This window comes from Streptococcus devriesei DSM 19639 (assembly GCF_000423725.1).
GTDB classification, from domain to species: domain Bacteria; phylum Bacillota; class Bacilli; order Lactobacillales; family Streptococcaceae; genus Streptococcus; species Streptococcus devriesei.
This window is the reverse complement of record NZ_AUIN01000014.1, coordinates 20,085-33,405: the sequence shown is the minus strand read 5'-3', so window position 1 is coordinate 33,405 and position 13,321 is coordinate 20,085. Positions and strand designations below refer to the sequence as shown.

The window sequence follows — 13,321 nt, the reverse complement described above, 5'->3', positions numbered from 1 at the left end:
TAGACGAATCAGCACCAATCGTTTCCTGAATAGTTTTATCATTATTTCTATCTGAGAATAGCGGAAAAATGGCTATCAAAGTGATACGAACATATAATATAATATTATACTTCACCTACTAGTTTTAAACTAGCTTCCCACAATTCTTTTGCGTGGTCTGCATGATAAGAGAGCTTAGAGGATTGAACAGTTTGTGTGCTACGGTCAAAGTATTGACCACTGATGGTCGCAAAGTCTTTCTGTGTTAGAATATCTGCAACAGCATCCGCTGAAAGTGGTAGTTCACTGTAACGGTCAGGCATCGTTTGCTTGACATGTTCAATCCTCTCAGGAGTAATGTGACCACCCGCCAAATTAGTGTCTGCCATAAATCCTGGATTAAAAGCATTTACAAGTATTTCTTTCCCCTGTGCCTGTAATTGTCTATCTAATTCATAGGTGAAATAAAGATTGAAGAGTTTTGAATAATAATAGCGTAGTCCCATTGTATCATCAGTAGGGTATATGATACTGTCTAAATCCCTCCACTCCAAATCTACAAAGGGTGAGTTGTGCATATCACTGGAAACATTGAGGATTCTGGCTTGCTCTGTCATTTGAGGTAAGAGAAGCAAAGTCAACAGAAAATGTCCGAGATAGTTGCTTTGAAAGACGACATCAAATCCATCTTCAGTGATTCCTGTATGTTGACCTGAAATACCAGCATTGTTGTCTAGTGCATCAATAGAGATACCTTCTAAACTATTAGCAAATTCTCTGACCGATCTTAGGGATGCTAAATCAAGTTTACGAACATCAATGTTTTGATTGCCGCTTTCTTGTTTAATGGTCTCGGCAGCAGCTTGGCCTTTTGCTACATTTCTGCAGGCCAAAATGATATGAGAATCTGTCTTGGCAATACGTCTAGCAGTTTCAAATCCTAACCCGGAATTACCACCAGTAATAATATAAGTTTTCATCAATTGTTCCTCTCAACTACTTAATCATCTAAGTCCTTTATTTTTGTTTGATCAGATACTTGAGTAAAAAAGCGCCCAGTATCCAAAGCATGATAGATGCTAGTGATATAAAAATCCAAGCAGAGCCGTTTTGGCTAAAAGGAAGTGGGACATTCATACCAAAGAAACCAGTGATGACAGCAAGAACAGCTAATAATATTGACATGATGGTTAGTTTGGTCAAGTTATCATTTAAGTTGTTATTCAAGACGTTATTAAAAGCACTGGATAATTGCTGAAGAATTTGTGAATGAAGTTGACTCATTGAAGCCAGTTGTCTTGCTTCGATTAAGGCATCATCGAGTTGCTCTAATTCTTCCTCCTTGAGGTGTCTGAAGCGGGGATGGCTTTTGAGTTGTTCCAAGAGGAGAACGTTTTGATTGGCAGCAGCCAAGATATAGACAGATCCCGTTTCTAAATCTGACAGAGCTAGTAAACTTTCTTTAGTGGTTGTTTTCCTCAAGAGGGCATTTAAGCGATCTTTCTCGCGGTCAATCTCGTCCATGACAGGAAAATAGCGATTTGAAATCATTGTCAAAGATGTAAATAACAGATTAAAAATAGACTGCTCCTCATGACGGTTCAGAGCTGTCGCAATTAAATCCGTTACATACCGGTTTTCCTCATTAACAATGGTAATGAGACTATCATCGGTAGCGATAAATGTAATAGGAATTGTTTCATAGTGGTTATCATCTTTTTTGAGATTGAGTGCATTATAGACGACAAGCAGGCGGTCTTTGTCACTGTCATAGTCGATATGCGCACGCTCGTTTTTGTCCAAAGCATAAGTAATGGCTTCGGTATCCAGTTGATAATCATCAACGACAACATTTGCTAAGTCTGTCGTTTCTGCATTTATCGTGAACCAAGAGTATTGGTTATTGGTTCCAAATTGACGTTGTTGTATCATAAGTCACCTCAGATAAAAATACTATTGCTAGTATACCCCAAATAATTAAGAGATACAAGGTTATCAAGGTGAAGAACCATTTGGTGTAGTGTATGTCATAGGGCTAGCCTATTCAGGAGTTGGCTAAGAAGTCGTTAGTCTTTCCAATGTTGATGGATATAAAGCAATCTTTCCCATATCTTTTGAAGTTAATAGCATACCGTCTTCAACCCATTTAAGTAATAAATTTTGCATACCGCCAAATAAAAAACAGAAAATAGAAAATAGAAAAAATAATCAGCGTTTAAATTCTCAGTGCCTGTTGGTAGTTGTTTTAAGATACTGGCCATAAAAGCTACTGCAAGGAATGGAATGAAAATAACTGATGATCTTAAAGTAGCTGCAATAAGTGCTTACGGCCTTCCCAAAAAGAAAAAAAGATAATGAGACATAGTCTTTGAATCTACTATTTTTTGCATTGATTGTCTATGTCAAGAGCATGCTAAAGGGAAAATTGTTTTCAAAATGGACTTGTGATTTTAAACGGTCATGACCAGTTCTACTATTGATGGAGATGCTGGTAAATGAAATTAAGATGGGGGTTACAATTTGGAGATAATACCTATTACAAAAAATAGGATTTTGACAATTAAAATGACTCAGAGAGTATTTCAAATGCTACAGATGGGGTGTCTATTTTACAGATACTTCTGGTTCTGGCCAAAAACAAGCAAAAGGTTATGGAAAAGCTAGATAAATTTATAGATGGCTATGACGGAATACCCAAACCACCTCAAAGTATCGCTTCTAAGCCACATGATGGCGGAGGCGTGACATCTGCAGGTATTCCCGTTGGTTACTGTCTTACCAAAGCAACTGATACCTCTAATCATACTTCTGCCACTTATCCATTGAGGCAATGTCAATAAACCACTGCACGCTGATTATCTTAATAATAAGATGAAGTCAGTCGAACGCCGTCATAAGGAACTAATACACGCTACACTGCACAAGTTACGTCATACAGGAGCAACTTTAGCTAAAGAAGCCGGTATGAGTTTAGAAGCTATTTCAGAAGCTTTGACTCATAGCGATACAGGAACAACTCAGATTTATGTCAATACTTCTAATGTCGTTCCTATGGCAGTTGGTGAATTTGCCTTAAAATCACTAAAACAATAAGGTGAAAATAAGGTAAATTTTGAGGTGAACTTTTCAAAAAAACACGAAAAAAGCACCCATGAGGTGAACTCTTGAGTGCTTTGAAACGTTGATATAATCGTACTGATTAACGTTTACTAAATTGTGAAGCTTTACGTGCTTTCTTAAGACCTGGTTTCTTACGTTCAACCATACGGGCGTCACGTGTAAGGAGACCGGCGCGTTTGAGAGAGTCGCGGAAATCTGGATCAACTTCAAGAAGTGCGCGTGCGATACCATGACGGATTGCACCTGATTGGCCGGCATAACCGCCGCCGATAACGTTAACGAAAACATCGTATGAACCTTCAGTAGATGTTACTGCAAACGGTTGGTTGATAACGAGACGAAGGTCAGCGCGTGGGATGTATTCTTCGACATCTTTTTTATTTACTGTGATTTTTCCGGTACCTGGAACCAAGCGAACGCGTGCAACAGCGTTTTTACGGCGTCCAGTACCTGTGTATTGTGCTTGTGCCATTATTTAGCTTCTCCTTTCCTCTTAGATAAGACCTGTAATATCAAGTACTTCTGGCTGCTGTGCAGCATGTGTGTGCTCAGGACCAACGAAAACTTTCAATTTCATGCCTTGTGCGCGTCCAAGAGTATTGTGCGGAAGCATTCCTTTAACTGATTTTTCAATCAAACGAACAGCATTTTTAGCACGCAATTCACCTGCTGAAATTTGCTTCAATCCACCTGGATACATTGAGTGAGTGTAGTAGATTTTATCAGTTGCTTTTTTACCTGTTAATTTCACTTTTTCAGCATTAACAACAATAACAAAGTCACCTGTGTCAGTGTGAGGTGTGAAAGTTGGTTTATTTTTTCCGCGAAGAACGCTGGCAACGACTGCTGAAAGACGTCCAAGAGGTACATCAGTGGCATCAACAACGTACCATTTACGTTCAACTTGGCCTGGTTTAGCCATAAATGTTGTTTTGTTCATGATTTCTCCTATACGAATCTTTATGTTTACAAGTAGTGGATGTTCCGGTCCACTGGTTATTTGAAGGGTTCCGGGGCCTTTCAAATGGGGTAAACAATACCATTCATAATCATACCAAAAAACCAAGACCAAAGTCAAGGTTTTTTTCTTGTAAATCATAAGTTTTTATTCTGGCGAAAATATCGCCTACAGCCTCTGCCAGAGCGACCTGTCCATTCTTATTCAGCAAATCTGTCCAGCCACAGGCAGCTCCTCTTAGTACAAGAGAAATCAGTCACTCCAGTGTCTTGGAAAACAAGAATTTCATCGTTCGCTCCTAGCAGAAGCTTTTAAAACATTTTGTCTTCTTATTGGCCTCTTTTAGTCCTCCCAAAAAAGTTCATCCAGCGTTTTTTCCAATACCTTGCATATCTTAATGCAGAGATTAATGGTGGGATTGTAATCTCCTTTTTCAATGGCTGACACAGTCTGACGCGATACACCAACCAAGTCTGCCAGAGCTTGCTGAGACAGATCCTTTCCGGCACGCGCAGCCTTTAAGCGCAGGTTTTTCATGAATCAGCCTCCTCTTTGTCCAAGTGCCTCTTATAAAATATAACACCTAAAATAATGACAAAGGCAACGAGAAGTAAAAGATGCAAACCGCCATTTTCGGCAGAAAAGGTGTGGCTCAGCATATTTTTTACAACCACGATTAACTCAATAATTGCTATGACACTGAACAGCCCGACTGACGCCATACCGCTATTCTTATTCATCGGAAAATAGGCATCATGCAAAACAGCATAAGAAACATAAATCACGGTACCAACCAGCATAACCAGTAAAGCCAGCAGTTCCCCATTGAGGACTTTCATGAGTTCCTCGCTCCAAATGACAGCAGCGGCGCTCGTAAATATCATACCGTGCGCTGCATAGCGATAAGCTCTGTTTTGGAGAAGCTCTTGCCGTTCATCATATTCTTGCATTTTTTTGGAATGTTTATAACCGACAGCTAAAACAGCAATAACCGCGGCGAACAAAACGAATTTTATTAAGATAATCATGAGTCTGTCCTCCTTTTCTTTTTACACCTATATTGTAGTCTTTAATTTTCTTTTTGTCAATTATATTTTACATTTTATCTGAAATAACATTCAAAAAAGACAAACAAAACGAATTTGCTTGCCTAAGATTAATGTTATCGTGGATTTTTTCCAATGGTAAAGACGGCTAATGTATTCGGACCGACATGGGCTGAAATAACGGGACCTAGGGGTAATATCAGGACGTGTTTTATTTTTTCGTTTTCTAGCAGCTGGGCTTTTAAACTCTCTGCAGCTTCAGTATCAGTAGAATAGGCCACAACTGCCGTTTCATGTCCAAGGTCAGCTGTTGCTCGTTTGACCATTTCTCGCATGCCTTTTTTGCGGCCGCGCAGTTTTACCAGCGGTACTAATTTCCCGCTTGGATCCAGCCACAATAAAGGCTTAATATTGACAAGACTTCCGACAAGAGCAGATGTTTTAGACAATCGGCCGCCGCGCATCAAATGATAGAGATCATCAACTAAAAAGAAGGTGTGGAGCCGCGGAGCTGTATCAAGCACAAGCTTTTTGGTCTCTTGCAGTGAGAGACCCTGATCTCGTGCCTGAGCTGCCAGCATGGCTAAATAACCTTCGCCTCCGGCTGCGGCCAAAGTATCCACTACTTCAATCACAGCATCTGGATATTCTTCCAACACAATATCACGCGCCATCAAAGCCGACTGACAGGTGCCGGATAAGACCGATGAAAAGGCCACGTAAAGCACGGCTTTTCCTTTTTCAGCAGCTTGGCGAAAGACCGATTCAAACTGGCCTACATTGACCTGACTTGTTGTTGGTTTGCTGCCTGCAGCCATTCTTTCCAGCAAAATCTCACTGGTCAGACGATTGGAACCCACCGTCTCATAAGTGACATCGTCCAGCTGAACAGTCAAACCCAGAATCTGAACATCATTTTCCTGAGCCCAGCTTTCCGGTAAATCGGCGGTAGAATCTGTGATAATTGCAAAGCTCATGCTTAACCTCCTAAAATCTATCATTCTATCATTAAAACTATTTTTTGAATCATTACCAGTTATTATAGCAAAAGAATCTGCGGCAGGCGACAAGAGCAGTTCAACTGCTCAAAACCTACAAACGATTTCGAAAGACTTCATACATCAAAATGGCAGCTGCAACACTGGCATTAAGACTTTGCACATGGCCGCCCATCGGGATAGTAATCATCTCATCTACTTGTTTTTTGATGTTTTGAGAAATACCTCTGCCTTCATTGCCAATAATAAGTGCTAACTTCCCTGCTGTATTCCACTTATGCGACGGCGTACCATTCATATCGGTGCCAAAAATCCAAAAGCCCTGCTCCTTAAGCTTATCAAGGGTCTGGCTGAGATTGGTCACACGGGCAATGGGCACATGTTGCGCAGCTCCAGTCGATGTCTTGGCAACAACCGGTGTCACACCAACTGCCCGATGTTTGGGAATAATCACCCCGCAGACATTGGTTGCGTCAGCTGTTCGCAGGATAGAGCCGAAATTATGAGGGTCTGTCAGTCCGTCCAAAATGAGAATCAGAGGGTTGTCTTCTTGCTCTGCCATTTTCAAAATAGCATCGAGCTCAGCGTAGGCAAACTCGGAAACGCGCAGAACAAAGCCCTGGTGGACAGCATCATCTGTCATCTCTGACAGTGTTTTCTTGGGCGTCCAAGAGATGGAAACTTTCTTCTCAGCTGCTAAATTCTTGAGTTTATCAACATTCTTTCCGCGCAGGTCATCCTGAATGTAAAGCTTATTGCCGGTATTGGCTTGGAGACTTTCAGTCACCGCATGAACACCATAGACGATGTCGGTTGTTTGTTCAGTCTGTTTCATAGCTTTATTATAACATAAGAGACCGGTATTCTAACCGATCTCTAAATTATTTTCGAGTGACTTCTCTAACTGCTCCAGTTTTCACATCGTATATAGCTCCACTAATAGGTGTATCTGGCGCTAAAACTTTCAAGCCTGACAAGAAATTAACATCATCAACAACACTTTGCTCTAAATCTGCAATTGGAAGAAAATCCCTATCACTAACATCTTCTCCCAATTTTTCCTTTACAATTTGGTATAGATCTTCATTCTCAAAAGTAAGCATACCACAATCTGTATGGTGTAAAACAACAATCTCTTTTGTTCCCAATAATTGCTGTGAAATCACCAAAGACCGAATAGTTCCCTCATCAATTCGCCCACCTGCATTTCTAATGATATGACTGTCACCAAGTTTAATTCCAAGAGCAGGTGCAGGATGGAGTCTTGCATCCATACAAGTCACTACTGCAACTTGACGTTTGGGCGGAAGCTCTAAATCAACATTGTTAAAATTTTTAATATAACTAGCATTAGCTTCTAAAAAATCATCAAATACTGCCACCATAAAACCTCCAAGTATTTATAAAATTTATATTATCAAAATAGAAATCACTTGCATAATACCATTTTATTATGATCAGATATAAGTGTTTTTTATAGTCAGCAAAAAACAGCTCCCTTACGAGAACTGTTGACATTTATTTTTGTAACAGATAAGATCCTCTATCACACTCTTTCCACTTCAGAAATACACCAGTCAATCAGCTCTTCCAGCCGTTCGATTTGCTCGGTCATATGGAGGTAGCCCATGACAGCTTCAAAGCCTGTAGACATTTTATAGGTCACGATGTCAGTATTTTTAGCCTTGGTATTGGCATTGGCATTTCGTCCGCGCCGGTAAATGTCTTCTTCTTTTTCGGTCAAAAGCCCTGCATCCAGCATTTTAGTGATGAGCATGGCCTGTGCCTTAGCAGATACATAATGCGTAGCCAGGCGGTGCAATTGGCTGGGCTTAGTTTGACCTTGAAATATCAGGTGCCGGCGAATGTAGGTCGAATAGACAGCATCACCCTCAAAAGCCAAGGCAATACCATTGATGAGATTGACATCTGCCTTAGTCACGTGTCCACCTCACACCATCTTTGGTGTCAAGGAGCTTAATGCCTTGGGCTGCCAGCTCATCGCGAATGCGGTCTGCGGTAGCAAAATCTTTATTAGCACGCGCAGCCTGACGTTCTTCAATCAGCTTTTCAATATCAGCGTCCAAGACCTCTTCTTCAAAGACAATACCAAAAACTTCCAGCATTTTTGCAAAAGCTTCTTTGACTGTGCTGTCGTAATTGCCGGAATTGATCCACTTGGCCATCTCAAAGATGACAGTGATTCCATTAGCCGTGTTGAAATCATCATCCATAGCCGCTGCAAAATCTGCTTCAAACTTAGTCAGCGCCTCTTTATCAGCTGCTGCTCCAACAGACAGGGTATAGGTATTTTTGAGATATTTTAAATTAATATCAGCATCGCGGATAGCCTTATCAGTGAAGTTAATCGGCTTACGATAGTGCTGCGTTGCCAAAAAGAAACGCAAAACCTGGCCATCTACAGTCTTTAGAAGATCATGGACCGTTACAAAGTTGCCAAGAGATTTGGACATTTTTTCATCATTTACATTGACAAAGCCATTGTGCATCCAGTAGTTGGCAAAGGGCTGTCCTGTCTTAGCTTCTGACTGGGCAATTTCATTGGTATGGTGGGGAAATTCCAGATCAGCTCCGCCGCCGTGAATATCAATGGTATCGCCTAAAATCGTTGTTGCCATTACAGAACATTCAATATGCCAGCCCGGGCGGCCTTTGCCCCAAGGGCTGTCCCAAGAGATTTCGCCTGCTTTGGCTGATTTCCAGAGGGCAAAATCCAGCGGATCTTCCTTCAGTTCGCTTTCGGTATCCACGCGGCCGCTGGCACCGATTTCCAGTTCTTCCAGCGTCTTGTTGGCTAAGGCAGCATAGTTTTTAGACTTGCGAACCCGAAAGTAAACATCGCCTGATGCTTCATAGGCAAAACCTTTATCTACTAAAACTTGCACGAAGTCAATGATTTCATCCATATAATCAATGACACGGGGATTTTCAGTAGCTGGTTTTACAGCAAGAGCCGCAACATCTTTCATGAAAGCCGCAATAAATTTATCAGACAGTTCTTTAGTTGTCATGCCGGCTTGTGCAGCTGCCTTGATAATCTTATCATCCACATCCGTAAAATTCGAAATATAGTTGACCTTATAACCACGGTATTCAAAATAGCGGCGAATAGTGTCAAAAGCGACTGCACTTCTGGCATTGCCGATATGAATATAATTATAAACTGTCGGACCGCAGACATACATGTTTACTGTGTTCTTATGAATAGGCATAAATTCGCGCAGACTGCGCGTCATGGTATCGTAAATTTTAATCATAGATTCCCCAATCATTTCTTCGGAGTGTTTTTTATATTACTGTAAAGCACAATTATCCACACAAAGGTAATACAGCTCCACACCAGTGCACCTGAGTGATTGCCTGAAAAGAGCTGCATCACAGCAACTATCGCAGACAGGATAATAACCAATACATACAGCCGATTTTTCTTTAAAAATGCAGTCATCTTTTAACTCCTTGTAAATCTTTCTGTCTTCAGATTTATGAAAGCCTTACGCCTATAAACGCGACGAATGCAGACTGGCCTCGCGCAGTTCTTCCAATTTAGAAGTGTAGTATTTAGTCTCACGTTCCTCTTCAATTTGATGAATAACCAGCTCGTCTTTTTTGCCATGTACACGGACCACCTTAGCCGGAACACCGACAACTGTTACATCCGATGGCACATCAGAAACAACAACAGCAGCGGCACCTACTTTTGCATTTTTGCCGATTTCAACCGGACCGATCACTTGAGCATGAGCCGATATAAGAGCTCCTTCTCGGACGGTGGGGTGGCGCTTGCCGACATCCTTACCTGTACCGCCAAGGGTCACACCGTGATAGAGCATAACACCTTTTTCAACAACCGCTGTTTCACCAATAACTAGACCTGAACCATGGTCGATAAAGACACCTTCAGCCATTTCCGCCCCCGGATGAATCTCAATCTGTGTCCAAAAGCGCCAGAACTGGCTGTGCATCCGTGCCAACAATTTCATGTGATGTTTCCACAAAAAATGAGAAATCCGGTGAGCGGCCAAGGCCTTAACACCCGGGTAGGTCAAAAGAACCTCAAGCGATGTGCGTGCCGCCGGATCTTTTTCTTTGACAATATCAATGGTTTCTTTCCACCAACCCATAGTCGTCTCCTTTGTCTCTAATCCATACCAGACCATTCGACAACAATCTGCTTATCATCAAATGGATTAATGACTACTCCCAGAGTTGTTTCCTTGGTTTCTGATTCTTGAATATCAGCAACCTTCCAGGTCATAATAACTCCCTGAGCTTCTCTAAAAGGGAGCCCGAATTCTTTATCATGGTACCATTTCACAAAGCTCGGCAGATTAGAAAAGATAGGAACATAGCTTTCCCCGTCGGGATTGGACATGGTCGGGAACCCCTTGTCAAAGTCACCGTTTTCTTTAGGGTGAATAAAAGCCGGTACCAGATAATATTTATCCAAAATATCTGCCGCTTGGTTCTCTTCACTGAAAACGGTATTAAGAATGGCCGTATAGTTATTGATAAACTGCACCATCTCATTGCTTTTGAAGATGGTAGAATTGCCAAAATCGCCTGTGCGCTTAATGTTATAGACAATACCGTTTAAACGGTTGACAATAACTTCTTCTAAAACTTCCAGACTCGGACGCTCCACCCAGTTTTGTTTTCTGGCACTGGTTTGCTGCGCCCTAAAGAGTTTCAAATCCTCCATGTCTGTAAAAACAGGTGTCACTTTCTGCCCTTCAAGCGAGATAGCATAGGGCTGATCGCTTGCCAATACAGGGAAGGAATGAAGACTGTTGACCAGAGTTAGGCTGTTTAAAAAATTATCCGGTTCCTTGATAAAACTTCTCAGAGCCATATCAAGTTCTTTGTTAAATTTATGCATCATGTTTTTCTTCTTTATCCTTATGGTCTTTTCTCGGACGGTGATGCCCTTCAGACTTATGGTGCCCGGAGGTTTTTTCTGCTTTAGGCGGCCGCGGAAGAAGAGCTTTCATAGAAGCATCTACCCGTCCCTTGTCATCTATCTTGATAACCTTAACAGTGACCGTATCCCCTATTGCCAGTACATCTTCGACCTTATTGGTTCGGCTCCAGGCAATCTCAGAAATGTGAACAAGAGCATCTGTCTGGTCAAAAAGATTGACAAAGGCACCGAATTTTTCGATACGGACAACCTTTGCTTCGTAAACCTCACCGACCTTTGCTTCACGCACTAAGTTTTTGATAATGTCCTTAGCACGATTAATTGCGTCTTGATCGCTGGAGTAGATAGCGACATTGCCTTCGTCGTCAATATCAATCTTAACACCGGTTTCTTCAATAATCTTATCGATTGTTTCACCGCCCTTGCCGATGACAATTTTGATTTTATCCACATCAATCTTAATGGTATCAATTTTAGGTGCTGTCGGAGCCAATTCCGGACGAGGTTCAGGAATGGTTGCTTCAATTAAGTCAAGAATTTCAAAGCGGGCTTTTTTAGCCTGAGCCAGAGCTTCCTGCAAAATCTGGGGTGTTATTCCGGCAATCTTGATATCCATCTGCAAGGCGGTAATCCCTTCACGGGTGCCGGCGACCTTGAAGTCCATGTCGCCAAAGTGATCTTCAAGCCCTTGAATATCAGTTAAGACAGTATAGTTGGTACCGTCTGAAATCAGTCCCATAGCAATGCCTGCAACCGGTGCCTTGATTGGCACACCGCCAGCCATCAAAGCCAGAGTTCCCGCACAGATGGACGCTTGAGAGGACGATCCGTTTGACTCCAAAACTTCTGCTACCAGACGAATAGCGTAAGGGAATTCTTCCAGACTTGGAAGCACTTGGGCAAGCGCACGCTCACCCAGAGCTCCGTGACCGATTTCACGGCGGCCCGGTGCGCCATAGCGCCCAGTTTCACCGACAGAATACTGCGGGAAATTGTAATGGTGCATAAAGCGCTTCTTATACTCCGGATCAAGACCGTCAACAATTTGTGTTTCGCCCATCGGTGCCAGTGTCAAGACAGACAGAGCCTGAGTCTGACCGCGTGTGAAAAGGCCTGAACCGTGCACCTGCGGCAGAAAATCAATTTCGGCATCAAGCGGACGAATTTCATCCACACGGCGGCCGTCAGGACGAATCTTGTCTTCGGTGATGAGGCGGCGCACTTCTGCATGTTCCATCTGCTCGAGAATCTCTGCAACGTCACGCATGATGCGGTCGTAGTCGTCATCTTCTGCATAGCGTTCCGCATATTCAGCCGTCACACGTTCTTTGACAGCTTCAGTAGCTGCTTCACGCGCTTTTTTCTCTTCGACCTGAACAGCCTGCTGGAGTTCTGTATTATAGTTTGCAATGATTTCTTCCTGTAAATCGCTGTCCACCTGAAGCAGTTCAACCTCAGCCTTTTCTTTGCCGACTGCCGCTGTGATTTCTTCTTGGAAAGCAATCAGCTCACGCACAGCCTCATGTCCTTTAAGAAGCGCTTCCAGCATAATATCTTCTGATAATTCTTTGGCACCGGATTCAACCATGTTGATGGCTTCCTTAGTTCCTGCTACTGTTAGTTCTAACAGCGACACTTCTTTTTGGGCAGCGGTTGGATTGATGATAAATTCGCCGTCGATGTAGCCCACCTGCACTCCGGCAATCGGCCCATTAAAAGGAATATCTGAAATCGAAAGTGCCAGAGAAGAACCAAACATAGCAGCCATTGGCGCGCTGGCGTCTTCATCGTAAGAAAGAACAGTATTAATCACCTGAATTTCATTGCGGAAACCTTCCGCAAACATCGGACGGATCGGACGGTCAATAAGACGGGCGGTTAAGGTTGCATCCGTTGACGGACGGCCTTCTCGTTTGTTAAAACCACCGGGGATTTTCCCAGCCGCATACATTTTTTCTTCATAGTTGACTTGCAGCGGGAAAAAGTCACCTGTTGACATTTTTTTAGACATAACAGCAGCTGTAAGAACCGTTGAATTTCCATAACGGATAACAGCAGCGCCGTTGGCTTGTTTAGCAACCTGACCGATTTCAACCACTAACTTTTTACCAGCAAAGACTGTTTCAAACACTTGTTTCGACATTATTTTCTCCTGAAAAATTATTCTACGTGTTTTCCACAAAATTGAGGGAATAAGCTCAGGAAACTGTGAGCGGGCTGGGTTTCATCCCATACAGCCGGCAAGACTCGCTTGTCTGAATCCTTCAGCGGCCGTCTTATC

Annotated in this window: 15 protein-coding genes and 2 pseudogenes; 2 read left to right on the top strand and 15 right to left on the bottom strand. The window is 42.4% G+C overall.

The annotated features are described in order from the left end of the window. Positions 1-104: 104 nt before the first annotated feature. Together G573_RS11250 and G573_RS0103650 are read right to left on the bottom strand one after the other, a co-directional pair. The gene (locus tag G573_RS11250; RefSeq protein ID WP_027975437.1) at positions 105-959 is read right to left on the bottom strand and encodes an SDR family NAD(P)-dependent oxidoreductase; all 855 of its coding nucleotides are present in this window, start codon (positions 957-959) and stop codon (positions 105-107) included. Positions 960-996: 37 nt separating this feature from the next. Next, entirely contained in the window at positions 997-1,911 is a 915-nt protein-coding gene (locus G573_RS0103650; RefSeq protein WP_027975436.1) for a magnesium transporter CorA family protein, read from the bottom strand. A gap of 785 nt (positions 1,912-2,696) precedes the next feature. Between G573_RS0103650 and G573_RS11735 the strand changes: the two are divergent. After that, positions 2,697-2,813: pseudogene (locus G573_RS11735) on the top strand (phage tail tip lysozyme); the annotation flags it as partial. Continuing rightward, positions 2,806-3,072, top strand: a pseudogene (locus G573_RS10885) (tyrosine-type recombinase/integrase); the annotation flags it as partial. The pseudogenes G573_RS11735 and G573_RS10885, both read left to right, overlap by 8 nt. A 106-nt stretch (positions 3,073-3,178) precedes the next feature. On the opposite strand, the gene rpsI reads toward G573_RS10885, so the two are convergent. From rpsI to pnp, 13 genes are all read right to left on the bottom strand, one after another. Then, positions 3,179-3,571: a 30S ribosomal protein S9 gene (rpsI, locus tag G573_RS0103635; RefSeq protein ID WP_027975433.1), complete on the bottom strand. Its 393-nt coding sequence runs from the start codon at positions 3,569-3,571 to the stop codon at positions 3,179-3,181. Positions 3,572-3,592: 21 nt separating this feature from the next. Beyond that, positions 3,593-4,039: a 50S ribosomal protein L13 gene (rplM, locus tag G573_RS0103630; RefSeq protein WP_027975432.1), complete on the bottom strand. Its 447-nt coding sequence runs from the start codon at positions 4,037-4,039 to the stop codon at positions 3,593-3,595. A 360-nt stretch (positions 4,040-4,399) separates the two neighbouring features. After that, positions 4,400-4,594, bottom strand: coding sequence for a helix-turn-helix transcriptional regulator (locus G573_RS0103620; protein ID WP_027975431.1), 195 nt, complete (start codon positions 4,592-4,594; stop codon positions 4,400-4,402). Further along, positions 4,591-5,085: a hypothetical protein gene (locus G573_RS0103615; RefSeq protein ID WP_027975430.1), complete on the bottom strand. Its 495-nt coding sequence runs from the start codon at positions 5,083-5,085 to the stop codon at positions 4,591-4,593. Before G573_RS0103615 ends, G573_RS0103620 begins: the two co-directional genes overlap by 4 nt. Before the next feature lie 134 nt (positions 5,086-5,219). Then, positions 5,220-6,080 carry a DegV family protein gene (locus G573_RS0103610; RefSeq protein ID WP_027975429.1) on the bottom strand — a complete coding sequence of 287 codons (861 nt, stop codon included), beginning with the start codon at positions 6,078-6,080 and terminating at the stop codon, positions 5,220-5,222. Positions 6,081-6,195: 115 nt separating this feature from the next. After that, positions 6,196-6,936 carry a 23S rRNA (guanosine(2251)-2'-O)-methyltransferase RlmB gene (gene rlmB, locus G573_RS0103605; protein WP_027975428.1) on the bottom strand — a complete coding sequence of 247 codons (741 nt, stop codon included), beginning with the start codon at positions 6,934-6,936 and terminating at the stop codon, positions 6,196-6,198. Between the two features lie 46 nt (positions 6,937-6,982). Beyond that, positions 6,983-7,483: a beta-class carbonic anhydrase gene (locus G573_RS0103600; protein WP_027975427.1), complete on the bottom strand. Its 501-nt coding sequence runs from the start codon at positions 7,481-7,483 to the stop codon at positions 6,983-6,985. Positions 7,484-7,647: 164 nt separating this feature from the next. After that, a complete protein-coding gene (locus G573_RS0103595) occupies positions 7,648-8,043 on the bottom strand; it encodes a Mini-ribonuclease 3 (protein ID WP_027975426.1) in 396 nt (131 codons plus the stop codon). Beyond that, positions 8,036-9,379, bottom strand: a complete 1,344-nt coding sequence (gene cysS / locus G573_RS0103590) for a cysteine--tRNA ligase (protein WP_027975425.1) — start codon at positions 9,377-9,379, stop codon at positions 8,036-8,038. Before cysS ends, G573_RS0103595 begins: the two co-directional genes overlap by 8 nt. An 11-nt stretch (positions 9,380-9,390) precedes the next feature. Then, positions 9,391-9,567 carry a hypothetical protein gene (locus tag G573_RS11405; protein WP_156888792.1) on the bottom strand — a complete coding sequence of 59 codons (177 nt, stop codon included), beginning with the start codon at positions 9,565-9,567 and terminating at the stop codon, positions 9,391-9,393. Between the two features lie 52 nt (positions 9,568-9,619). Beyond that, positions 9,620-10,243 (bottom strand): serine O-acetyltransferase, encoded by a 624-nt coding sequence (gene cysE / locus G573_RS0103580; protein ID WP_027975424.1) that lies wholly within the window; start codon positions 10,241-10,243, stop codon positions 9,620-9,622. Between the two features lie 17 nt (positions 10,244-10,260). After that, positions 10,261-11,001, bottom strand: coding sequence for an SseB family protein (locus G573_RS0103575; protein WP_027975423.1), 741 nt, complete (start codon positions 10,999-11,001; stop codon positions 10,261-10,263). Beyond that, positions 10,991-13,183: a polyribonucleotide nucleotidyltransferase gene (pnp, locus tag G573_RS0103570; RefSeq protein ID WP_027975422.1), complete on the bottom strand. Its 2,193-nt coding sequence runs from the start codon at positions 13,181-13,183 to the stop codon at positions 10,991-10,993. Before pnp ends, G573_RS0103575 begins: the two co-directional genes overlap by 11 nt. Between the last annotated feature and the right edge of the window lie 138 nt (positions 13,184-13,321).

Bases quoted from the DNA above. Each gene is read 5' to 3' on its own strand.
- G573_RS11250 (WP_027975437.1), bottom strand. From the start codon at position 959: ATGAAAACTTATATTATTACTGGTGGTAATTCCGGGTTAGGATTTGAA.
- cysS (WP_027975425.1), bottom strand. From the start codon at position 9,379: ATGATTAAAATTTACGATACCATGACGCGCAGTCTGCGCGAATTTATG.
- rpsI (WP_027975433.1), bottom strand. From the start codon at position 3,571: ATGGCACAAGCACAATACACAGGTACTGGACGCCGTAAAAACGCTGTT.
- rlmB (WP_027975428.1), bottom strand. From the start codon at position 6,936: ATGAAACAGACTGAACAAACAACCGACATCGTCTATGGTGTTCATGCG.
- G573_RS11405 (WP_156888792.1), bottom strand. From the start codon at position 9,567: ATGACTGCATTTTTAAAGAAAAATCGGCTGTATGTATTGGTTATTATC.
- pnp (WP_027975422.1), bottom strand. From the start codon at position 13,183: ATGTCGAAACAAGTGTTTGAAACAGTCTTTGCTGGTAAAAAGTTAGTG.
- rplM (WP_027975432.1), bottom strand. From the start codon at position 4,039: ATGAACAAAACAACATTTATGGCTAAACCAGGCCAAGTTGAACGTAAA.
- G573_RS0103615 (WP_027975430.1), bottom strand. From the start codon at position 5,085: ATGATTATCTTAATAAAATTCGTTTTGTTCGCCGCGGTTATTGCTGTT.
- G573_RS0103620 (WP_027975431.1), bottom strand. From the start codon at position 4,594: ATGAAAAACCTGCGCTTAAAGGCTGCGCGTGCCGGAAAGGATCTGTCT.
- cysE (WP_027975424.1), bottom strand. From the start codon at position 10,243: ATGGGTTGGTGGAAAGAAACCATTGATATTGTCAAAGAAAAAGATCCG.
- G573_RS0103575 (WP_027975423.1), bottom strand. From the start codon at position 11,001: ATGATGCATAAATTTAACAAAGAACTTGATATGGCTCTGAGAAGTTTT.
- G573_RS0103610 (WP_027975429.1), bottom strand. From the start codon at position 6,080: ATGAGCTTTGCAATTATCACAGATTCTACCGCCGATTTACCGGAAAGC.
- G573_RS0103650 (WP_027975436.1), bottom strand. From the start codon at position 1,911: ATGATACAACAACGTCAATTTGGAACCAATAACCAATACTCTTGGTTC.